Below are 22,380 nucleotides of genomic sequence, written 5' to 3' on the forward strand. Positions count from 1 at the left end.
AGGCACCAGTGTTCACGTGAACCTGTCACAAACCTGTCGCGCCAAAAAAAGAGGCATCGTGTAAATGAAATTTCTCTTGGTCGAAGATAATGTTGAACTGGCCAATGCGGTGATCTCCCGCATTCAGATGGATGGGCATGTCATTGATCACGCGGAGAAAATAGAAGACGCTAAGTTGTTCTGTGACACTGGAGAATATGACCTTATTCTATTGGACATTATGCTGCCTGATGGCGATGGTCGTAGTTTTCTGGAACATCACCGGGCCAAAAATCGCAACACCCCTGTCATCGTTTTGACGGCCAGATCGGAGGTTTCGGACAGAATCAGCCTTCTGGATCTGGGGGCGGATGACTACATGACAAAGCCTTTTGACCATGCCGAATTGCAGGCGCGCTGTCGTGCAGTGTTGCGCCGCAACCACGGATCTTTACAACCTGTGGTCACAATTGGCGATGTCAGCTTTGACCCGGTTGCTGGACAGATGTCGGTCAAAGGCACCCCTGTGAAACTGAGAAATCGCGAGTTGAGACTGTTTGAATTACTGATCAACGCGCCGAACCAGATCTTTTCAAAACAAAAACTGTTCGATCGACTGTTCACCTTTGATGAAGACGTCTCAGAGAACGCCATAGAGGTCTACATTGGTCGACTTCGCAAACATCTGGAGCCGTCCAATGTGACCATCACGACCCACCGGGGATTGGGTTACAGGCTGGATCAGCGATGACTGAGGCAGAGCTGAGCGGCGACAGGGTCAATATTGCAGGTTCTTTGCGCAAAACACTGATGGTTGCATTGATCGGCGGAGCGGTTGTTTTGGCGGTGATCCTCTATCTGGTCGTCAGAACATATGCGGTCCAGATCGCGCAGTCGACGCAAGACCGGATTCTCAGCGCGTCGGTCACATCGATTTTGGACGCGGCCGCAATCCGAAATGATGTGCTGTCTGTTGAACTCCCGTATTCCGCCTTCTCCATCTTGTCGACACAGGCTGATGATCGGTTTTTTTATGCCATTCACCAGGATGGACGGTTTCTTTCAGGGTACGAACATATGGTGTTCACCAATGTCGAACCAGGAGATATCGCGTTTTACGCAGGTCGATTTGATGGGTCCGATCTGAGGATCGCCACCGGATCACGGCGGTTGGTCGGAGCAATTCAGCAAACAACACTGACTGTGACCGTAGCACAAAGTCAGGAGAGCCTTGCTGGTGTTTTGAACCGGATTTCACGTAATGCCGGCCTTCTTGGTTTGGGGTTCTTTGTGCTGATGACGCTTTTGTCTTTGTGGTTAACCTACGCAACAATCACCCCTCTCACGCGGCTTGCAGCTTCGGTGCAACGGCGCGGACCAGAAGATCTGCGTCCCGTGGCGGCACCCGTGCCTGCGGAAATGGCGCCTTTGGTCGAGTCTCTCAACAGGTTCATGCGGCGACTTGCACATTCACTGAACCAATCCGAAGAATTTATTGCCGAAGCAGCACATCGGGTCCGAACTCCGTTGGCCACGGTGCGTTCTTATGCCGAAACCACCTTGCAGCGGGTGGACAAACAGGAGAACCGCCAAGCGCTGCGAGCCATGGTTCGGGCTATTGATGAAAGCTCTCGAGCGGCGGGGCAGCTTTTGGATCATGCAATGATCACATTCCGTGCGGATCATCTCAGCAAGACACGATTGAATCTAGCTGAAATCACTGGTGACCTGTTTCAGGCCATGCGACCTTTGGCCGATATGAGGGATGTTGATCTTGACCTTACTACGACCAAAGAAGTCTGGATTGATGGTGACGCAATCCTGTTGCAGAATGCGCTCCGTAATCTGATCGACAATGCCTTAAAATATGCGCCCAGCGAAAGCGTGATCCAGATCTCGGTATCGGACAACCCTGCGAGCATTACCGTACGCGACTGCGGGCCCGGCTTTCCACCAGATGAGCTTCCAGAACTCTCGACGCGCTTTATGCGCGGTTCAAACGCTGCAGAGACGATCGGTTCGGGGTTGGGTTTGACGATTGCCCAAGACGTGGCTGTGGCGCATGGTGGGTCTCTTTCTCTTAGCAATCACCCGGAGGGCGGAGCATGCGCAACCTTGTCATTCTGATGTATTTGGCTGTTGCCACGGTTGTTCAGGCGCAGGACTGGGAGGATAAGAAAATCTTTGGACCGACCGAGGCCGATCTGACTTTACGGGTGCTTTCGAGTACGGATGTAATCTATCTTGAATTGGTTCTCGCGGATTTTGTCCGCGCCAACGAAGGCGTGCGGATCGAATATCTGGTGACCGGTACGTCTGATATTAACGATATCATTCGCAACGATCCGCTGTCCTTTGATGTGGTTATTTCCAGCGCGATGGATTTACAGATCAAGCTGACCAACGACGGTTTTGCTCGACAGCTCAAGAATATCGAACAGCCCGCATGGACGCATTGGCGTCAAAGTCTGTTTGGCTTTACGGCAGAACCCGCAGCCATTGTCGTAAACCGGGAAGCTTTCCAATCCTTACCTCTCCCGCGTACCCGCCAGGATTTTATCTCGCTCTTTCGGGCGAAACCTGAAACGTTTCGCGGCAAGCTGGCCACCTATGACATCCGCCAATCCGGATTAGGCTACTTCTTCGCGACGCAGGATGCGCGGGCATCCGAAACCTTCTGGCGTTTCACTGAGGTCATGGGAAGTTTGGGCACACGCCTCTATTGTTGCTCAGGTGAGATGATCGAAGCAGTAGCTCAGGGTGAGGCGCTGGTCGCGTATAATGTATTGGGAAGCTATGCAACGACGCAGGAAAGGGAGGATGAGCGCCTCCTTGTGATCGTTCCCGAGGATTTTGTGACCACGATGATGCGAACGATCTTTGTTCTAAAGGGCACGCGATACCCAGAGCTGTCGGAAAGATTTGTAAACCATGTGCTGGAAGCTGCGGAACAAGAGAACCATTCTGACAGATTGCAGCTGCCACCGCTGGAAAACGCCGCAGCTGCCCAACGACAGAAGATTGTGCCCTTGGAGCCGTCGTTGATGATCTATCTTGATCGCCTTGCTCGCGAAGCCTTTACCCAGGAATGGGAGAGCGCGATCATTCAATAGTCGCCACGGCTAAGGTGCGTTGGTATTTGCGTGAACGTGGGGGCTCGATCAGATTTGGTCTACCTTTTGGATGTGGTTTCTTATCGGTCTAAAAGCAGGGGGATGGCCGCCCTCTCTATTCTCCCATGCTTCTGTGAACAAGGGCTGCAACATCCAGAACCATAACCGTTTTGGACCCATCATTTGCGGCGTTTGTTTGCACCATTTCCCTCACGTCTTGAGAGCCCGGCCCATCAGAAAGCTGGGCAGATGTCGACTTGAAGGGGAGCACCTTGTCGGATGTGGTCATTATGATTTCGTTTACCCTATCCACAAGGACACCGTATTTCTGGCCAGATGTTTCGAACACCACGATCTTGTGGTTTTCTACATTCGCCTCGGGCAAGTCATAAAGGAGCCTCAGGTCGAGCAGTGTAATTATCTCTTCCCGAAGGTTGAACAGCCCTGCCACGGCGGTTGCTGCATTAGGCGGCTTCATCAATACCTCGGGGCAATCGATAACTTCGCGCACCTGATCGATATCCATAGCAAAATCAGTATCCGCTCTGAAGGTTATGAATGTTCTGCGCTTTCGCGACACGGTTGCTTGTTCTTCTTCCACCTCTGCCCCGTCAGGATAAAGTTCCTGACAGCATTGAGCAGCGGCCACCAAATCCGGTTGGCGCATGGTTTCAGCATGATCAAACAGCATGACCAATTCAGAGTTGTTCACCGGCAGGCAGCCTTTGAATATCGCCTCATGCGGCATGGCAATTTTCGAGATCGGCAGCACGTCCTTTTCATAAAATGGAATGATGCTATCGATCGAGTAAACCAGCAGCCCAATCTGACCTTCCTTAAGGTTCATGATCAAAATCTTGTTTGAGCTTGATGCGCGGATCTGCTGGCTGTCGCTTAGTTGTTTTCCGACAAAACCCCGAAAGTCCACAATCGGAACAATCCGCCCGCGCAGGCTAATCGAACCCAGTACATACCCGTGGGTCAAAAAAGATTGCTTGATCTCGGGGACTTCCATCACCTCCTGAACATGTTCCAGCTCAAAAGCGTATTTACTGTGTCCTACTTCAAAGGAAATACAATGCTTGCGCTGGCCCAATTGTGACCGGCGCTGTCTGTCGGATTCCTCCTTTTTGATCCGCGGGACTTTTTCTAAGTTTAAGACTTCATGGGGATCCAAAACCTGAAGAATACGCTCCCCACCATCGAGTTTCAGAACGCCTTGGGAAATAACGTCTTTGATCCCGTTGTCGCGACTTTGAAAAGCGACGCGTTGGGTCTGGCGTGCATGGATCACTTCACCGGTTGCATCAAAGACCAATCCCAGATGTGTTTTCCCATCTTCGATAATGACGATCTTGCGATTGCTAGACGATGTTGTTGGGGGAAACCCAAAAATCTCACGCAGGTCGATCATTGGGACGATCATACCACGCAGGTTAAACAGCCCTTTCATGTAAGAGGGGGAGAGAGGAATAGGAGAGACCGTTTCGGGTTCGTTAACAACCTCTTGCACGACGCTCACCGGCAACGCGAATTCCATGCCGTCGATGAGAAAGGACCCGTAAGTCTCCATTCTGGGGACTTTTGTGACAGGCGCGTCCGATAAGGATGATGACAGGATCGCAGCAGACTTATCCGGCACATCATGGGAATGGACATTTTCGGTCACGGCTTTGCTCCTTCCAGTCGGGGGATACTCACTATTTCATACTCTCCGGTCGTGCAGTCGATTGTAATCCGCCGCCCGTTTGTGCCTCCCAAATCGTCGTCCAGCAGCCGCAACCCTGCACTGCGTAATGCCTTGCGCGCGAATTTTGCATTTATGCTGCCAACAAGCTGTTCAGGCGGCGTATCCAGCGGCATGCTCATGTTCGCTCCCCCAGCCAGAACGACACGCAGTTGCCGACGTTCCTCTGGCTGTATCTCCATCATCGTCAGAAGAGATGTCAGAGCTTGATCCACGTGGCGTCCAGCTCCTTCTTTGGTCGACGGCTTTCCATTTGACTGCGACAACAAGCAATGAGCCAACCCGTAGATCGAACGCGACTTCAGGAAAAAACCGATACCAACACATGAGCCCAGGATCGCAGTTAATGTCTGTCCGGGGTGCCCGGTTTTGACCTGACCGATCCGGACATGTCGTTCTATTGCGTCTGGTTCTGACATGTTTTCAATCCAAATGAGGGCGATAGATCAGGGGGGCGACTTGCTCAAATGGACTGTCCAGCCGTGTCAGGCTTTCGCTTTCACCAATGATCAAAACAGAATCCGGATGCATTTGACGGCTGACATTCCAAAGAATCCGCTCTTGCTCGACTTTATCGAAATAAATCAGAACATTACGAAGAAACACGATATCAAAGATTTGCCCTCCCGGTAACTGCCTGATCAGATTATGCAGTCTGAAGGATATGCGACGTTTGATTTCCGGCGTGACGGAATAACCAACCGTGTCATCCCCCACCATGTGGGTTTCAACCAAGCCGGGTTGCTCTTTTTTAAGCCGGGCAATGGCTTTGCCGCGGTAGAGACCTTGTTCTGCCTTCTCTATCACACGAGAGGAAATATCAGTCCCCAGTATCGCGTAATCGAAACCTGACGCCTTCTGGCGCATCTCTTCGCAGATAAGGCCAATTGTATGCGCTTCTTCCCCCGACGAGGCTGCTGCAGACCACGCCTTCATCGCGCGGGGCAACTTCTTGGCGCGAAAGTTGACCAAAAAATCATCGCGGAAAAAATCCCAGATCCGGGGAGTACGGTAACAGTAAGTCTCATTCGTCGTGATACGGTTGATCAACTCCTGCATTTCACCCGCATCTTTGCTGACACGATTGAGGTAACCGTTGAAACTGGTTTCCTCAATCTCTCTCAGGCGTCCGCGTAGACGGCTCTCCAGCAGTCCTTTTCGGTTGTCTGCGATGGTGATCCCCGTGTTGTGGTGGATCACCGCCCGCAGTTTGTCGAAATTGCCGGTGTTCAGTTCGACGTCTCTTTCTGGCATAGGAAGTTTCTCCAAAACCCAGTTTTATTGTCCAAGTTTGGCAATCTCGCGCGTCAGTTCCTGAGCACCTCCGTTGAGCTCGTTGGTGGATGCGGCAATGGCATCTGAAGCAATGACGGATTGTTCCGTCGCATCGACAATGTTCTGGATTGCATCCGACACGTCCCTTGCTGCGGTTTGCTGTTCGCGTGCTGCTACGGAAATCTGCTTGATCGAATCTGTGGTGTCCTTGATCCCGTTCAGAATCTTCTTGAAAGCGTCACCGGCCTCTTTTGAGACTTCGCTCCCTTGGGAGACGCGCTTTACAGTCTCATTGATCAGTTTGCTGATCTCTTTGGTGGCCTGAGAGGAGCGTTCAGCAAGTTTTCGCACCTCATCTGCAACGACGGAAAATCCAAGACCATGTTCACCAGCGCGCGCCGCTTCAATCGCCGCGTTAAAAGCGAGGAGGTTGGTTTGCGCAGCAATTTCACTGATGACTTTTACAATCTCGCTGATCTCTTCAGATGATGCGTTGATCAGTTCCATCGATTCAATCGAGCGCTCGATAGCTTTGGCGCCAAGGTCGGCCTCTTCTCGGGTGCCTTGGGCGATCTCATCTGAATGCTTGCTGTTTTGTGCAATCGAATCGATCGATGCACTCAATTCCTCAATGGAGGCGCTGATCTCCTCGGTTGTACAGCCCAAGGACTGCGCGCCTTCGGCCACTTTCGTAGCCTGTTCGGAAATGTCACCAGACCGTTTGGCAAAATTCTCGGCTATTCGTGTGACCTCGCGTTCGAGCTCAACAGTTTTTGTGATGTCACTGGCGAATTTTACAACCTTGTAGGGCTTTCCATTCGCATTAAACACCGGATTATAAGACGCGTTAATCCAGACCTCTTTGCCGCCTTTTCCAAAACGTCGGTAGTTGCCTGTCGATAGATCGCCGGCAGCAAGTTTGGCCCAAAAGGCTTTATAGTCCGGAGAGTTGACGTATTCGTCGTCGCAGAACATGCGATGATGGCGCCCCTTGATCTCATCCAGGGCATATCCCGTTACACTCAGAAAGTTTTCATTGGCGGTCAGGATCGTGCCGTCCAGTTCAAACTCAATCACAGCCTGAGCACGGCTGATGGCGTCCATTTTGCCGGACTGTTCTGCAGTGCGTTGTTTTTCTTCGGTTACATTGGTCGCAAACTTTACAACTTTGTAGGGTTTACCGTTGGCGTCCAAAATCGGATTGTAGGTGGCGTTGATCCAAACCTCTTTTCCGCCTCGCCCGAACCGCTGAAATTCACCTGCTGCAAACTCACCTTGCGCGAGCTTTGACCAAAATGCGCTATAGTCAGGCGTTGCCGCATATTCGGGGTCGCAAAAGATGCGATGATGCTGCCCTTTGATTTCTTCCAAGCTGTAACCAACAGTGGCAAGGAAATTTTCATTTGCGGTAATGATTGTGCCATCCAGCTCAAACTCAATCACCGCTTGAGCGCGGCTGATGGCGTTTATTTTCCCGTTTTGCTCAGCGTTTCGCAGCTTTTCAGCTGTTATGTCACTGGCAAATTTCACAACTTTATACGGCTTTCCATCGGTGCCAAAAATCGGGTTATAGGACGCGTTGATCCATACTTCCGCGCCTCCTTTGCCAAAACGGTGGAACTCTCCGCTGGTGAACTCCCCCATAGCGAGACGCATCCAGAAATCCCGATACTCGTCCGATTGCGCATAGGCCTGATCACAGAACATGCGATGGTGCTTGCCGCAGATTTCATCCAGAGAGTACCCTGTGACGATCAGGAAGTTATTGTTTGCGGTCCGAATTGTACCGTCCAGATCAAATTCGATCACCGCCTGAACGCGGTTTATCGCATCCAACAGCGCCGAAGACTCATCGACGGTGTCAGGAGTATCTTTTTTTAGCGTGGAACTTTCGATTGTCATAACCCTACCTCACTTCTCACACAACCACGACGAGAATTGCTGGAAATGAATAAGGAAAAATTACCGGGTTCTGAGTTGAATTGTTATAGTTGTATTTAATATTTATCGCTCTCCCTATTAATGTTAAAAGTGCTGCTTCGGTCATTGCGTGAGCTCGGCCTTGCCCCGTGAAAGAGGCCCTCCAACTGGGCTCTGATGATGTGACCGCCCGCCGACGGCTTCGATGTGGCCAGGTAGGTCTGCAATGGTCCACAAAGGAGGACGGTCAGGTGGGAGATTATCACGGTCGGGTTCGATCTGGCGAAGAATGTGTTTCAGGTTCAAGGGGCAGATGGAGCGGGGCAAGCTGTTCTGCGCAAGACGTTGCGGCGAGCGCAGGTTCTGGAGTTTTCAGTCAGCTGCCGTCCTGCGCTGCCGCAAAGGAAGCATATGGCGGCGCGCATTTCCTGTGCCGCGAGATCGGCAAGCTGGGCCACGATATGCGACTGATCTCACCCGCCCATATGAAGCCCTTTGTGAAACGTCAGAGTGAGGTTAACAAGAAAACGATCCAGTGAATCGTTTTCCCGCAGAATGATGCAGCGGATGCCGAGATCGTCCGCTGCGCCAGGGACAACAAAGTGGCGCAGCGCTTGATGACAGTCCCGGGCATCGGCCCGCTGATCGCTACGGCCATCGCAACCCTCTCGTCTCCGCCCGAGATATTCCGCAAGGGTCGGGATTTTGCTGCTTGGCTCGGTCTTGCCCAGCGGCAGCATTCGACCGGCGGCAAGCAACGGCTCGGCGCGACGACGAAGATGTGGGAGCGGTCGCTTCGCCGTCTGCTGATCATTGGTGCCAACAGCGTTATCATCAAACGGCACGTCCATCGCGAGGCACAACCCGGCACTGGACCTGTCGCGTTTTTAGTGGCGCGCCAAGTGCTCGTTTAGGCCACTTTCCGTTCGAAAGCGACCGGGCTTTTCCACCCCAGTGCTGAGTGCCTTCGACGCGGATTATAGAAGCCATTGATGTACTGGAAGATGGCGGCTTCTGCCTCGCCGCGTGTTTGCCATGACCTGCGCCAGATCAACTCAGCCTTGATCGTTTTGAAGAACGTCTCGACGGCCGCGTTGTCATAGCAGTTGCCCTTGCCGCTCATGGATACCTGGAAGCCATGCTGACGCAGGAGCTTCTGATAGTCATGGGAGCAATACTGGCTGCCGCGATCCGTATGATGGACGCAGCCCTTCCGCGGCTGGCGTAGCGCGATGGCCATCCTCAAAGCCCTGATCGCAAGGTCGCGTTTCATGCGATTTCTGACAGCCGAGCCTACGACGCGCCTTGAATGCAGGTCCAACAGGTTTGGCGCAATGTTGAATTTGTGGTCACTATCAGTCGTCACCTTGTGTTTGCGGGTTCTGACAACGGATATGCCGTTCTGACGCATCCATTGCCCGACAGGCGATTTGGCAAAGCCAAATCTGCCGAGAGGGGACGGCCCACACGGCGATGACCGATCTGCGGTCATCCGTGGCCTACCTTAGCTGTCTAGGCTGAGACGGGACTGCTCTTTGATGTGGGCCAAAGTGACAAGATCAGACCGCTGCCTGCGACTAGCTGGCCGGTTACGGAAAGCCCGCAAGCCTCGGGGACTGACATCCATGACGTCACACAGCCGGTGGGTGGGAAAGCTGTTACGGTGTTCTTTCCCTCTCGGGATCATGCTGTGCATGACCCTGCCGGGCAGTGGATGAACCTAAACCTCATGGCTTTTGTCTCGCGAAGAACTGCGTTGCCTTCATCGGGGAAACGCCCCACTGGGGCCTTTCCTGATCCTCTTCAGTTTAGGATCTCCCTCTTGCCGCGGGCAAACAGTCCCCCGGACTGTTTACGGATCCTTGCAAGTCCTTGGGAATGTGGTTCTCGTGCCGGAGCACGTCATTCTCTTTCGCCAAGCTCAAACCCTCTGTCGAAACCACATCAGTGTCTCTGTGTGCAGTGATCCACTTGTTAAATGTCGACAGGCCAACATCAAGGTCATCAGCCACCTGTTTACGCGTCAGCCCGCCAGTCAGAGAAATTCGCACCGCACCCTAGCGAAATTCGTCCGCCCGTTTCAGTGCCATAGTCCGTCTCCTTTGTTGCAATAAAGGCTATCAAACGAGCGGCATCAAACCGCGAACGGTCCAATGCCCTGTACAACGATCGGAGAGTAGCTCAGAGCACCTGCAGAAAAGCATCACGCAAATCCGGTTCATAGGCCAAGATGTGTCAATTTAAACCTGTTGTACACTATTTGGCACGAGTGTCCCGGGTATCACCTATCTAACCTTGTGGAAAACTCGTGATGAATAACGTTTTTAAGATGGCCGCCGTTTGCGCGATAGGGCTGGCAACTTCTGCGAAGGCTGAGAGCATCAGTTTTTATACTGAAGACTATGCGCCTTTGAACTTCGCTCGGGATGGCGAGATTGTCGGTATCGCAACTGATCAAGTCCACCAAATGATGGAGCGCGCCGGGCTGGACTACAGCCTGGAGCTGACGCAATGGTCCCGGGCAATTAATCTGGCAGAGAAAAAGCCAAATACTTGCGTTTTTGCCACCACCCACACAGAGGATCGAGATGCACGTTTCCAATGGGTGGAGCCATTGAGCGTGGACAAAACCGTTCTGGTCAAGCTCAAGGGTAGTGACGTCATTGTAAATTCTATTGAGGATGCCCGTAAACTTCGAACCGGTACACAGACAGGTGATTATACAGTAGGTGTCCTGAATGATGCCGGTTTCGAACAGACCGATTTATCTCCCAACTTTGATGTTACTGTGAAAAAACTTATGGCGGGCCGGATCGACCTGCTGGTCACATCCGGAGCTTTTTATGATACTGCAGTCGCCGACGGGCAGCCAATGGAGGCGGTTTTGACACTGTCTGAGACTGTTATGTCAGTGGCCTGCAGCAAGGCGACAGATGCCGATCTAGTCAGCCGCATGCAGTCTGCCCTGGACGCCTTGATTGCAGAGGGTATTCAGGCAGAAATCCAGAAAAAATACGAATGATCATTTTTGGTATCTTGAAACTGGGGGCGGTCTTTGATCGCCCTTTTCGTTTCGCATATGAGTTGTGACCTGCTCCTCTTGGAGACCGTGCTTTGAAGTTAGCCGGTTCTCCAAACTAGGAGACAGACGATGAATATAAGCCGGTTCGACGGGCTCACACCGTGGCAGTATCACCTGCGGTCAAAAGAGGACCAAAACCCGAAAAGAGCTAATCCATAAACGCGGTTTCCAAAGGGAGCAGATCAGCAGCTGATGCCTCATCCTGAACTAGTCTATTAGATGTCCAAGGATTCGGTAATCCCCGGCCTTGTTGTACAAATGGCGTGAGCGGATTCATGTCGTGAAGCCAGTGTGATAGCTGGAGGTCATGACCAGTTGGGCACCGACAAGATACAAGACCACGAACTGGTCAGCTTACAATAGTGCGCTGAAGCAGCGCGGATCACTGACGATCTGGTCTGATCCCGAGATGACCTGGACACCCCCGCCAAGCGGCAGGCGCGGCCGACAGCGGAGTTTCAGCGACGCGGCGATCCAGACCTGCCTGACCCTGAAAGTTCTATTTGGTCTTCCGTTGCGGCAAACGACCGGGTTCGTGGAAAGTCTCCTGCGTCTGGTCGGTCTGGACTGGACGGTGCCGGATTTCAGCACACTGAGCCGCCGCCAGAAGACGTTGAACGTGCGCCTGCCGTATCGCGGCTCTATGGGACCGCTGAACCTTCTCATCGACAGCACCGGCATCAAGTCGGAGGGCGAAGGCGAGTGGAGTGAGGAGGGTCAGAAAACAGTCCGGGGAACTGTTTTCCCGACAAACGCGCAAGCATCCCTCTCACACATGCCAGCATGTGCTGCCGGGCAGCGGGCGGCCCGAAGCGGCGCATCTGGCGTAAGATCCACCTCGGGATTGATGCGGAAACACTGGAGGTCCGGGCTGTCGAGATCACTGGCAGTAATATCGGCGATGCGCCCATGTTGCCCGAATTGCTCGAACAAATTCCACCCGATCAGGAGATTGGGTCGGTCACCGCGGATGGCGCCTACGACACCCGCAATTGCCGCGAGGCGATTGCTGCCCGACACGCCGATGCCGTGATCCCGCCCCGCAAAAATGCCAAACCTTGGAAGCCCACGAGCGCCGGTGCCATCGCCCGGAACGAGGCAGTCCGGGCCTCACGATACCTGGGCCGTGCGTTGTGGCGAAAACTGACCGGATACCACCGCCGAAGCTGCGTCGAGAGCAAGATGCACTGTATCAAACTGCTTGGCCAATCCGTGATGGCCCGGGACTTCGACCGGCAGGTCGCGGAAATCCAAATCCGCATCGCCGTGCTCAACCGCTACACTGCTCTCGGCATTCCCGTCACAGAGCCCGTAGGATAAGTCCGCTCGGGGAAAGGGGAACTCTGCCCGTCACTGCATTTGTGCAACAAAGCCCTCTGGACTTACAACAACGACCGGCCCAACAATGGCCATTGGCAGCTTCACACCCGCTATGAAACTGAAAACAGCAGCGTGATTTCTACGGCTGAACCCCATTAAAAATGGGGGGATTACCGTTCGACCTGGGTTCCTATCCCTTCCTTTCTACCTGCTAAAGCGAGACCAGCAAAATTTGAATAGTTTATCGCCGTATATTTTCATTTTTGACATCTAAGTTTTCCATCCAATAACGCAGTATTAACTCTGGGATGCGACAACATGACTGAAGAAGTGATCTTCGAGGTGACGGATGTGTCGGAGAATGAATTGCGCCGGAGTGCTGGATTAATTGCCAAAGCGGGTTTGTTCTCAGGGAATCCTGCAAAATATTCCAGTCATCTTCTAGGCGCACACGGATCAAGAGAATCAACAAAATGCGGAATGCAGAAAGGTCTTTTGAAGCCGCAAGCGCATAGGTGAAAAACCTATTCACTCAAAGCCCTTTAACCGGGCCTAGTAGAACTGGAATATCTGGAATGGTTGCACCTCTTCAAGACCTGAAAAGTTCGATTCGGAAAACTATTGGCCGAATCAAGAATAACGTATCTAAAGGGTTACACTGATGCTGAAGTCCACTAGTTTCAAGAACATGCCGGTAAAGTGGAAAATCCTTTTGCCGGGTCTCTCGGGACTGCTTGTCATGATGTTTGTGATAACAGTCTTTTGGGCCAATACCCTTTCAAATGCTCTTTATGAAGCATTCGAAGAAAAGGTGTCCCTCACCAATTCTTATGTTGCAGCGCCGCTTGCGACGGCTGCTTGGAATTATGATAGTGAATTGGCAGACTCCACGCTTCAATCATTGTCCCTGCAGGACGCCTTCGTGTTTGCTCAAGTCGTGAGCGCAGGTGATGTTCTTGCCGAAGCTTCGAAAGCTGATGAAACCGATCCCGCATGGGAGGAAACCTCAGTTGGTATGCTGGAGAATGGTACACTGCGCCAGGAAGTTGGTGATCTGACTTTTTTCCAGACAGCTTTGTCATTTGACGGTGAAGCGGCAGGCAGTTTGATTTGGGCACTCGATACTTCGATCATCGCGCATGAAGTCAACGCTGCAAATCTAACGGCTACTGTTTTGGGGTTTGTGTTCTTTGCATCCTTCGCGGTTATGCTGTTTCTGATCTCGTCCGGGGTCGCAAATCCGATTTCCGCAGTTGTTTCCCACATCGATGCGTTACAGAAGGGTGATCAAGATCGGGAAATTCCAGAGGCTGAACGCCGTGATGAGATCGGTGCGCTTGGAAAGGCGCTGGTAGCCTTTCGCGACGCGAACGCCGAAGCCAAGCGTATGGAAGAAGAGAAGCATCGCGCAGATGCTGCACAGCAACAGGTTGTTGATCGGTTGAGTGATGCAATTGGAAAACTGGCCACTGGCGACCTGACCAATTCAATTGAAAACACGTTCCCGGAAAAGTATGAGCAGCTTCGCACAGACTTCAATTCATTGATTGATCGCCTGCGCGAGACGATTTCTTCGGTTGTTGGAACTGCCGAAAGCATTCGAAATGGTTCGAGCGAAATTACTCAAGCATCTGACGATCTGGCCCGCCGGACTGAGAGCCAAGCAGCGACACTGGAAGAGACCGCTGCGGCTTTGGATGAATTGACTGCCTCAGTCCGCAAGGCAGCGGAAGGAGCCTCGAGTGTATCCGAAACGATGCAAGGCGCAAAGAACGAAGCTGTAAACAGTAGCGAGGTGGTCAGCAGCGCAGTTCAGGCAATGAATGCAATTCAAGAATCGTCCAATCGCATTTCACAGATCATCGGTGTCATTGATGATATCGCCTTTCAAACCAACTTGCTGGCCTTGAACGCGGGTGTTGAGGCCGCGCGGGCAGGAGAAGCAGGTCGCGGCTTTGCCGTCGTCGCGTCAGAGGTTCGGGCGCTTGCACAAAGATCGTCCGACGCTGCGACCGAGATCAAAACGCTCATTGGTGACTCCTATCGGCAGGTGGAGCAGGGCGTGGATCTTGTAGGGAAGACTGGCGATGCTTTGCACAGTATTGTAAGCCAAGTCACGCAGATCTCAGGTTTGATTTCCGAAATCGCACAAGGCGCGAGCGAGCAGTCAGGCGGTTTGGCTGAGATCAATACAGGTATGATCGAGCTGGACAAGGTCACGCAACAAAACGCCGCAATGGTCGAGGAAGCCACGGCTGCAAGCCATATGTTGAAAGGTGATGCCGCCAACCTTTCTAGCATGGTGGCTTACTTCAAGCTGAACGAAGGAGCTGCTGTCGTGCAGCTGACTCAAAGCCAAACAGCCAGCCATGAAGACGAAAGCTGGTCCTCGCCTAAAGAAGCGCAAACCGCAGTCTCCGGTGGCGGACCAGTTGAATGGGCAGACTTCTGACCTCTATGGAACTTTCGCGGTTTGATGCCGCTCCTTTGATAGCTTTTGGTGCAACAAAGGAGACGGACTATGGCACTGAAACGGACGTGAACCGCCCCTTGTTTTCCGGAGACGCAGAATTAAGGATACTGGGTCCAGGGAAAGACGACGAACGGAACACGTTATCCAGAGGAATTGCGCGCCAGAGCGGTGCGGATGGTTTTGGATCACGAGAGCGAATACGCGAGCAGATGGGCAGCGATATTGTCGATTTCGCAGAAGGTTGGATGCAGCAGGGACAGTCTGCGCATTTGGGTGAAGCAGCATGAGACGGACACCGGCAAGCGTGATGGCGTGACGACGGCCGAACGTGATCGCATCAAGGAACTTGAACGCGAGAACCGGCAGTTGCGTCAGGCAAATGAGAACCTCAAAAAGGCATCTGCGTATTTTGCACAGGCGGAGCTCGACCGCCCATTCCGCAAATGATTGCCTTTATCAAGGACAACAGAGCGCTGCACGGGGTCGAGCCGATCTGCCGAGTTTTGCAGATTGCTCCGTCGACTTTCTATGAACGGATTGCCATCGAGCGTGATCCTGAGCGGGCATCGGATCGTGCCAAGCGGGATGCTTATCTGCGCAAGGAGATGACGGACATTTGGGAGCAGAACCGGTCAATCTATGGCGCACGCAAGCTGTGGCATGCGATGAAGCGTCAGAAGATTGAGGTCGCGCGCTGCACTGTAGAGCGGTTGATGCGCTAGCTTGGCATTCAAGGTGTTCGGCGGGGAAAGAAAATCAAAACCACCCAGGGCCAGCCTGCGGATCAGTGTCCGCTGGATAAGGTCAATCGCCAGTTTCGGGCTCCGATGCCAAACGAGTTGTGGGTGTCAGATTTTACATTCGTCTCGACCTGGCGCGGATTTGTCTACGTAGCCTTCGTGATCGATACCTTTGCGAACCGCATCGTGGGCTGGAGGGCATCGACGACACAGGACACGCAGTTTGTCCTGGACGCATTGGAACAGGCAATCCACGCGCGCAGGCCTGCTGAGAAGCTGATCCATCATTCGGATCGCGGCAGCCAAAACGTGTCGATCAAGTACACGGAACGGTTGGTCGATGCTGGCTGGAACCATCCGTCGGCAGCGTTGGTGACAGCTATGAGTTCCAGCAGGTCCGCGCAGCGGATCAAATGATCTGGGGGATCATTTGAATGCGCAGAACGCCCTGGCCGAGACGATAATCGGCCTGTTCAAAACCGAAGTCATCAATCGGTTGGGACCGTGGAAATCCAAAGATCAGGTCGAGTGGGAAACCCTCCAATGGGTCGATTGGTTCAACAAGGAACGCCTGCTTGCGCCGCTCGGATACATCACGCCAATCGAAGCTGAGGAGAAATACGAAGAAGCCTTGAAGTCACACAAAATCGCTGCTTGAAATACGAACTCTACAGTCTTCGGTAAAACCGGGGCGGTTCATGGAGCTGAACCTGAGGATCAAGCCGCGCAAACGGTTGAAGCGGGAAAAGCAGGACGAACTGGCTGTACCTGAGGACCCGAATGAGGTCTGGTCGATCGCTCCCCTCTCGCAGATGCAAAGCATGTACGAGAGGGGACTTCATGGCCGACAGGTTGGGGGATGGACGGCAATTCTGGCTGCTGAACGCGCTGGAAGACTTCAATCGTGAGGGGCTGGGGGGCGAGGTGGACTTCTCGCTTCCAGCAATGCGTGTCGTGCGCAGCCTGAACCAGATTATCGAATGGCGCGGCAAGCCCACCACCATTCGGGTTGATAACGGCCCCGAATATGTCAGTGGCTTGCTGATGCAATGGGCTGAGAAACGGCGCATTGCCATTGAATACATCCAGTCAGGCAAGCCCTAGCAGAACGCCTACATCGAACGCTACAATCGCACAGTTCGGCACGAATGGCTGGATCAAAGCATCTTTGAAACGATAGAGGATGCACAGGACTAGGCCACAAGATGGCTCTGGACGTACAACAACGACCGGCCCAACATGGCCATTGGCGGCATCACACCCGCTATGAAATTGAAAACAGCCGCGTGATTTCTACAGCTGAGCCCCATTGAAAGTGGGGGGATTACCATACAACGCTGGATTCACACAGGAAATCCCTCACCCCATTTGTGCAACAAAGCCCCTAGGACGGGCGAATAGCCAATAAGCGTTCTTCACGCGGCAACAGAGTTCGCAAGGCTTTTAGGCAACGATAATGGTTGTCGTTCAGTATCGCATTTGTAGCTTCAGCCAGAGAGCTGCGACTGTCGGGATCGGTAAAAACTTGGCTAAGTTCCTCAATTCGACGCAACATTGCTAGGCGATCTTCCTCGGGGTCTACGTCTCCGGTGAGAATCAATTGGGCTGCATAGCAGACACGACGAACCGGAGTGTTTGCATCCTCAGGATGAATAGCATCGCGTAAGCGCAAAATATTTGCGTCAGGGGTTACAATTGAAAGGCGGCTGCGGCGGTCCCCGTTTTCAATGACCGCGCCATTTACCAGAACACGCTCTTTAGGGGCCAATTTCAGGACCAATCCACTCATTTTCAGGTCGCTCCTCCTCGAAGGCCACGCAAAATGGCTGTGTTAACTTCAAGAAGCGGTTGTACTCCAGCTTCTCTCCGAAGGACTTTAGGGGTGTGTTGACGTGTGAATTCAGCGAGATAAACTAAATTTTCTTTCACGTTTGCGGGTAGTTGGTTGTCCTCGCTCAGAAGATCTTGTTCGAGAATACGCCAGAGCCTGCGATTGGTATCTAGTGCTTTAGCAAGTGCAGGAAATCCTTCTTTGCCTCTACGTGCCGCTTCCATAATTTCACGCGTGGCGCGGGCAATTACTTGATATTCGAAGCTCTTGGGTGTGCTTGTCGATGCGTTGGCAGCAGAATAGGCATTCTTTGCCTTCAATAGGGCATTCACGTGTTTTCCTAACGTATTACATCAGATTCTCTGAGGTCAGAGGATCAGGGCACCAGTGGCGCCCTGATCAAACTGTTTCTTAACGGAACAGCTGCTGCAGTGTGGACGGCGAAGAGTTCGCAATCGAAAGCGCTTGAACACCCAGCTGTTGCTGTGTCTGCAATGCTTTCAATCGTGCGGACGCTTCTTCCATATCGGTATCCACAAGTGCACCGATACCGGATTTGGTTGCGTCTTTCACCTTGGTGATGAACTCCATCTGGCCGTCGATGCGGTTCGCCGCAGCACCAAGCTCAGCACCTGCAGTGGTCAGAGTTTGCAGGTGAGCTTCAACAGCATCCAGCGAAGCATCAATTGTAGTCGAGCTGGTCAGGTCGATGTCTGACAGGTCCAGGTTGGAAGTGAAGTCCTGTGCCGCGACGGTGATGTTCGACGTGGTGATGCCGGTTCCGCCTGCGTTGCGGTTTACAGAGGACAGAACCGTCAGTTCGGTTGCGGTACCGTCTACTGTTGTACCCTTCAGGATGTTCGCGCCGTTGAACTGCGCGGCGTCAATGATCTGCGTGATCTGATCGCTGAGCTGAGTGATTTCGTTGCCGATCGCAGTGCGATCAACGTTTTCACCAGTTGCCTGAACAACTTTCTCACGAATGTCATTCAGAATGTCAGTGATTTGCTCAACGGCAGCAGTCGCAACGCCAACAGTCGAAGCACCCAGCGCCAGAGAATCTTCAACGGCTTCAAAGCTCTTTGCGTCTGCTTCCATTACTTTGGAGATGGACCAGATTGCAGAGTTGTCTTTGGCAGTGTTGATCTCTTTGCCGGTCGAGATGGCATTCTGAGTCTCGGTCAGGTTATTGTTGATCGAGCTCAGAGTCTGCAGCGCAACCATTGCGCCGTTGTTGGTCAGAATGCTGGTCATAGCATTTAATCCTTGTATGCGAGGGTTCTTTTTCCCCCGATTTATCCCTGCCCCAGATGGGGCGCTCTCTGACGTCTTTCTGACTGTGCGAACTGCCTGTTGGCTTCCGCGCCACCCCGTCATGAGGTGCAAGGTGACATTGCACCTGTAGTTGCTAATGGAGTGCTAAAGCCCAAATTTGGTTTTTTAGAATTTTCCCTAAATTGCTCGGACCTTAGGCGCGCTTCTCGAGTTTCACGCTTGAAGTGGTCGAATAGCTGTTCTTGCGACCGGCCTTGTCATAGACGTCCAAGCCTTTTCGAACATTGCGCAGTTCGTTCATGCGCGCGGCAACGGAACGAATGCCTTGCATAGCACTTTCCAACAGAAGTTGATTACGAGACACCTTTTCATGCACCGTTTCCAACGTTTCTTGCTCAAATCCCTCTAAGGAATTGAGCTCGGAAATCAGTGCGCCCTTGCGCTCTAAAAGGGCTTCTAGCTTATTAAGCTGGCCTTGTAACAGGGCCTCACGCTCAAGCTCCAGGAGTTCATCAAGTTCGTCAATCAGGTCCTGTGCTTCATGAATCGTCATTTTGGGCATCCTTCAGTGCATGATAAAGTGACTCGGCAAGGCCAATTCCACCGGTTTGGACGATTTGCTTGGCCTGCTCTTCTACGAGAAAACTCGAGAAATGATCCTCTCCCGCGCCGCCTCCAAAAGAATCCTGTGTTTTTCCCAAGCCCGCAGATTTCAACATTTCAGCCAAAAAAGCGCTTTCGAGATCTAGCGCTGCCTTACGGATTGGATCTTGAGACGCCGCGCTAGAATTGCCTGAATACGCGACGTTCGGGCGCGCTGAGTGTGAGAGAATTTCCATTCTGGACCTCAGATTCGAAAAGTTGGATTTGTTTCGACTTTTCTCAGAATAATCGCAGAGCAGTTAAAATTGCGGTAACCGCTTTCCGTTAATGTGATCTTGTCAAGATAGAATGTCTGGAAGCCGATGATGAATCCCGTGATTATTGGGCAAAATGCTGAAGCGAGTCATAACCGATTAGGTTCCAAGCCTGCGGAGACGGTTGAAACGAGCCATAAGAAAGGCTCTTTCGCGAACTTTTACGCTAAGGCCGAGCAAGATAACGCAACACCTGATGCTGCGGTTCAGGTTGTGGTTCAAGAGTTAGCTTCAGTTGAAACTGACGAAACTGTTGGGACTGATGAAGCTGTTACGTTTGATGCAGTGGAAATTTCAGAGGTCGAAACAGTACCAGCAGAATCAGCTGCTGAAGAAGCTATCGATGCCATTGATCACAGTAATCAGCCAGTAGAAGACGCAGCGGTTCAAACGGAACAACAGATCGAATCTGTTGCTGTGGACGAAGCGCCTAACCTTGTGGAAGTTTCTCCAGGCTTGAATGTCGAAGGCGAGAATGCTGTGGATGAAACACAATCCATAGTTCCAGATGTGAAACCAACTCACCCAGACAACGCGAGCCTAAGCGCAGAGGTGGAACCCGCCAACGGTTTGTCTGCGGCTTATACTCCGAACCTATCCGAAGAGAACGTTCGGAAAAACGAGACCAGTGGGAGCCGCCAAGCATTAGCCTCGGACGTAAAACCTTTGCCACAGGAAGCGAATGTTCAGCAGAAACCTTCGCAGATCCAGAATATTGCAGCGCAGGAAACTGTTGCCACTTCCCCAGATGTCGTCGATCAGACGACAGGAACGGTGATCAAGTCAAAGGACTTTAAGCCAGAAAACTCCGAGGTCGATGCGAAGCCGAATCTTTCCTTGCAGTCATCAGAATCAGTTGAGGAACTGCCGCTTGCATATCAGGTAAGGCTGGGAGCGCTTTCTCCGGCGACTCAAAAAATTGTGGATGAACATGCCGCAAAGATTGTCGATAATACCGATCCGAGCCTCACAAAGTTAGAATTGGATACAAAAGCCGCCGAGGCGCCAAGTGAGGCTAAGAATAATTTTCTGGCCACCGCGACGCCGCAGAAGGCGGGAGTTGGAAACAAGTTGGCTACGGATTCAGCTGTTCCATTGGAACAGGGTGAGGTGGAAGCTTCTGCGCTTGGGGACGATATTGAAACTCCCAAACAGCGGATTCTGACAGAAGTAGCCGCTGAAAAAACAACCACATATTCTGCTGTACCCCAGACGTCTTTTAATGTGCCCAATACCTCTTCTGGTTCGTCAGCGACTCGGGTTGAAAGCAAAGCAAATGATATCTGGGCGAACAACGAATCCAAGAAGACTGCAGATATTCAGGTGGTATCTGTCACTGGCTCCAACACACTGGATACCGGCACTTATAACGCGACATTGAGCAGCTCGACGCAGATCTCGCAAGCGGCACTGTTGAGCCAATCAGAAACATTTGTGAAGAGCGAGCGAAAGCTCTCGCGCGATTTTGAATTAAGAGCTGGGGGGCAGGCCATTGGCATCAGCCAGACACTCACCGAGGCGACCTTTAAACCCGTTGCAGTTCAGGGAGTAGACGTTGCGCAACGCGTTGCAGTCCAGTTAAGTGAGGCGTTTGCAGCCAAGGGTGAGCGTAAAGTTGATGTGATGTTGAACCCAAAAGAGCTTGGGAACGTCAAAATGCAGCTTACGACCAACGAAACCGGCGTGCGCGTTTCCATTCATGCTGAGCGTTTTGAAACCAGTGACCTGATGCGGCGCCACATTGGGGAGTTGGAAAAGGAATTCAGGGCGATGGGCTTTGAAAACATCTCGTTCTCCTTTTCAAGTGGCGACTCTCAAAATCAATCACATGGATCTGAGGGCGGTCATCCGTCATCTGCAGATGAACACGGCGTCCTAGCGGAAGACAAAGCGCAGGACGTGCAGACAGCACAACCTTTGAACCTGGGTGGATCCGGGTTGGATATGAGAGTTTGAACATATGACCACTCCAGTCACATCAAGTAGTAACACAACGTCTTCACTCTTTTCGTCATCTTCAAGCAGCTCAAGCGCCAGTGGGATTGCGTCGGATTTCGAAACTTTTCTTAAGCTGCTGACAACCCAAGCTGAAAATCAAGACCCTTTGGAGCCGATTGATTCCACCGAATACGCGTCTCAGCTCGCGCAATTCTCGATGGTGGAACAACAGGTTCAAGGCAATGAACTGTTGTCGGGAATGCAAGAACAACTGGCACTTTCTACAATTGCAACCGTGACGCAATGGGTCGGTATGGAGGCAAAGGCTCCTATCGCAGGATATTATGACGGGACAGATCCGATTGTTGTCGCACCGAATCCGTTGGCAAGCGCCGATGATGTACGTCTTGTGATTGAAGACGCAGAAGGAAACCAAGTTAGAAAAGTATCGCTGCCGGTATCCGCAGAAAATTATGAATGGGACGGAACCGACGCGGACGGAAATCAAGTCGAAATAGGTGAATACAGCTTTACACTGGAAAATTATCGTGACGAAACTCTCCTCGAATCTTATACCGCTGATGTTTACAGTAAAGTTGTAGAGGCGCGAATTGCGGGCAGCCAAGTTGCCTTGATAATGAAAGGCGGTTCGGCGATTGACACTTCACAAGTGACCGGGCTGCGAGAGCCAAACGCATAAGTTTGGGTCAACATGCGCTCGCAAGTGAACTGCTTTGGGGGCGCTGACCTATCTTAGTACCGTCTGACAT

The 22,380-nt window shown here is 52.2% G+C and carries 18 protein-coding genes, 5 pseudogenes and 1 other annotated feature; of the genes and pseudogenes, 13 read left to right on the plus strand and 10 right to left on the minus strand.

Annotation, left to right across the window (positions count from 1 at the left end; all coding sequences use genetic code 11):
* Positions 1-64: 64 nt before the first annotated feature.
* From ACXAEW_RS06975 to ACXAEW_RS06985, 3 genes are read left to right on the plus strand one after another with little or no spacing between them, the layout of a single operon-like run.
* A complete protein-coding gene (locus tag ACXAEW_RS06975; RefSeq protein ID WP_474940635.1) occupies positions 65-730 on the plus strand; it encodes a response regulator transcription factor in 666 nt (221 codons plus the stop codon).
* A complete protein-coding gene (locus ACXAEW_RS06980; protein WP_474940636.1) occupies positions 727-2,106 on the plus strand; it encodes a sensor histidine kinase N-terminal domain-containing protein in 1,380 nt (459 codons plus the stop codon). The genes ACXAEW_RS06975 and ACXAEW_RS06980 overlap by 4 nt, the downstream gene beginning before the upstream one ends.
* On the plus strand, positions 2,085-3,092 hold the full coding sequence (locus tag ACXAEW_RS06985) for an ABC transporter substrate-binding protein (protein WP_474940637.1): 1,008 nt from the start codon (positions 2,085-2,087) through the stop codon (positions 3,090-3,092). The genes ACXAEW_RS06980 and ACXAEW_RS06985 overlap by 22 nt, the downstream gene beginning before the upstream one ends.
* Positions 3,093-3,207: 115 nt before the next feature.
* Here the strand turns inward: ACXAEW_RS06985 and ACXAEW_RS06990 are convergent, their stop codons facing one another.
* Genes ACXAEW_RS06990 through ACXAEW_RS07005 form a run of 4 tightly spaced genes read right to left on the minus strand, consistent with a single transcriptional unit; the run spans position 3,208 to position 8,016 of the window.
* Complete coding sequence (locus ACXAEW_RS06990) at positions 3,208-4,761, minus strand: chemotaxis protein CheW (protein ID WP_474940638.1); 1,554 nt, start codon at positions 4,759-4,761, stop codon at positions 3,208-3,210.
* Positions 4,758-5,258 carry a chemotaxis protein CheD gene (locus ACXAEW_RS06995; RefSeq protein WP_474940639.1) on the minus strand — a complete coding sequence of 167 codons (501 nt, stop codon included), beginning with the start codon at positions 5,256-5,258 and terminating at the stop codon, positions 4,758-4,760. The genes ACXAEW_RS06990 and ACXAEW_RS06995 overlap by 4 nt, the downstream gene beginning before the upstream one ends.
* Positions 5,259-5,262: 4 nt before the next feature.
* Positions 5,263-6,108 (minus strand): CheR family methyltransferase, encoded by an 846-nt coding sequence (locus ACXAEW_RS07000; RefSeq protein WP_474940640.1) that lies wholly within the window; start codon positions 6,106-6,108, stop codon positions 5,263-5,265.
* 9 nt (positions 6,109-6,117) lie between these two features.
* Positions 6,118-8,016, minus strand: coding sequence for a PAS domain-containing protein (locus ACXAEW_RS07005; protein ID WP_474940641.1), 1,899 nt, complete (start codon positions 8,014-8,016; stop codon positions 6,118-6,120).
* Between the two features lie 276 nt (positions 8,017-8,292).
* Here ACXAEW_RS07005 and ACXAEW_RS07010 point away from each other — a divergent pair.
* A pseudogene (locus tag ACXAEW_RS07010) lies at positions 8,293-8,906 on the plus strand (transposase); the annotation flags it as partial.
* A 38-nt stretch (positions 8,907-8,944) separates the two neighbouring features.
* On the opposite strand, the pseudogene ACXAEW_RS07015 reads toward ACXAEW_RS07010, so the two are convergent.
* A pseudogene (locus ACXAEW_RS07015) lies at positions 8,945-10,085 on the minus strand (IS3 family transposase).
* Between the two features lie 260 nt (positions 10,086-10,345).
* Between ACXAEW_RS07015 and ACXAEW_RS07020 the strand changes: the two are divergent.
* The 7 genes and pseudogenes from ACXAEW_RS07020 to ACXAEW_RS07050 form a co-directional block, all read left to right on the plus strand.
* Entirely contained in the window at positions 10,346-11,056 is a 711-nt protein-coding gene (locus ACXAEW_RS07020) for a substrate-binding periplasmic protein (protein WP_474940642.1), read from the plus strand.
* Between the two features lie 367 nt (positions 11,057-11,423).
* Positions 11,424-12,436 (plus strand): annotated as a pseudogene (locus ACXAEW_RS07025) (IS5 family transposase).
* A 318-nt stretch (positions 12,437-12,754) separates the two neighbouring features.
* The gene (locus ACXAEW_RS07030) at positions 12,755-12,955 is read left to right on the plus strand and encodes a hypothetical protein (RefSeq protein ID WP_474940643.1); all 201 of its coding nucleotides are present in this window, start codon (positions 12,755-12,757) and stop codon (positions 12,953-12,955) included.
* Positions 12,956-13,097: 142 nt separating this feature from the next.
* Positions 13,098-14,888, plus strand: a complete 1,791-nt coding sequence (locus tag ACXAEW_RS07035; protein ID WP_474940644.1) for a methyl-accepting chemotaxis protein — start codon at positions 13,098-13,100, stop codon at positions 14,886-14,888.
* A complete protein-coding gene (locus ACXAEW_RS07040) occupies positions 14,873-15,196 on the plus strand; it encodes a hypothetical protein (protein ID WP_474943078.1) in 324 nt (107 codons plus the stop codon). Before ACXAEW_RS07035 ends, ACXAEW_RS07040 begins: the two co-directional genes overlap by 16 nt.
* A pseudogene (locus tag ACXAEW_RS07045) lies at positions 15,084-16,307 on the plus strand (IS3 family transposase). Before ACXAEW_RS07040 ends, ACXAEW_RS07045 begins: the two are co-directional and overlap by 113 nt.
* Positions 15,311-15,427, plus strand: a sequence feature (AL1L pseudoknot). It overlaps the preceding pseudogene by 117 nt.
* A gap of 34 nt (positions 16,308-16,341) precedes the next feature.
* A pseudogene (locus ACXAEW_RS07050) lies at positions 16,342-16,939 on the plus strand (integrase core domain-containing protein); the annotation flags it as partial.
* A 94-nt stretch (positions 16,940-17,033) separates the two neighbouring features.
* Here ACXAEW_RS07050 and flbT read toward each other — a convergent pair.
* The 5 genes from flbT to ACXAEW_RS07075 form a co-directional block, all read right to left on the minus strand.
* Positions 17,034-17,438 (minus strand): flagellar biosynthesis repressor FlbT, encoded by a 405-nt coding sequence (gene flbT / locus ACXAEW_RS07055; protein ID WP_474940645.1) that lies wholly within the window; start codon positions 17,436-17,438, stop codon positions 17,034-17,036.
* Positions 17,439-17,440: 2 nt separating this feature from the next.
* Positions 17,441-17,812 carry a flagellar biosynthesis regulator FlaF gene (gene flaF / locus ACXAEW_RS07060; RefSeq protein ID WP_474940646.1) on the minus strand — a complete coding sequence of 124 codons (372 nt, stop codon included), beginning with the start codon at positions 17,810-17,812 and terminating at the stop codon, positions 17,441-17,443.
* 79 nt (positions 17,813-17,891) lie between these two features.
* Positions 17,892-18,734, minus strand: a complete 843-nt coding sequence (locus tag ACXAEW_RS07065) for a flagellin N-terminal helical domain-containing protein (RefSeq protein ID WP_474940647.1) — start codon at positions 18,732-18,734, stop codon at positions 17,892-17,894.
* A gap of 214 nt (positions 18,735-18,948) precedes the next feature.
* Positions 18,949-19,308 (minus strand): flagellar biosynthesis protein FlgN, encoded by a 360-nt coding sequence (locus ACXAEW_RS07070; RefSeq protein WP_474940648.1) that lies wholly within the window; start codon positions 19,306-19,308, stop codon positions 18,949-18,951.
* The gene (locus tag ACXAEW_RS07075; protein WP_474940649.1) at positions 19,295-19,594 is read right to left on the minus strand and encodes a rod-binding protein; all 300 of its coding nucleotides are present in this window, start codon (positions 19,592-19,594) and stop codon (positions 19,295-19,297) included. The genes ACXAEW_RS07070 and ACXAEW_RS07075 overlap by 14 nt, the downstream gene beginning before the upstream one ends.
* A 129-nt stretch (positions 19,595-19,723) precedes the next feature.
* Here ACXAEW_RS07075 and ACXAEW_RS07080 point away from each other — a divergent pair, with 129 nt between their 5' ends.
* Positions 19,724-21,628: a flagellar hook-length control protein FliK gene (locus ACXAEW_RS07080; protein WP_474940650.1), complete on the plus strand. Its 1,905-nt coding sequence runs from the start codon at positions 19,724-19,726 to the stop codon at positions 21,626-21,628.
* Between the two features lie 4 nt (positions 21,629-21,632).
* Positions 21,633-22,310, plus strand: coding sequence for a flagellar hook capping FlgD N-terminal domain-containing protein (locus ACXAEW_RS07085; protein WP_474940651.1), 678 nt, complete (start codon positions 21,633-21,635; stop codon positions 22,308-22,310).
* Positions 22,311-22,380 lie beyond the last annotated feature (70 nt).

This window comes from Epibacterium sp. ABZ3_068 (genome assembly GCF_056159265.1).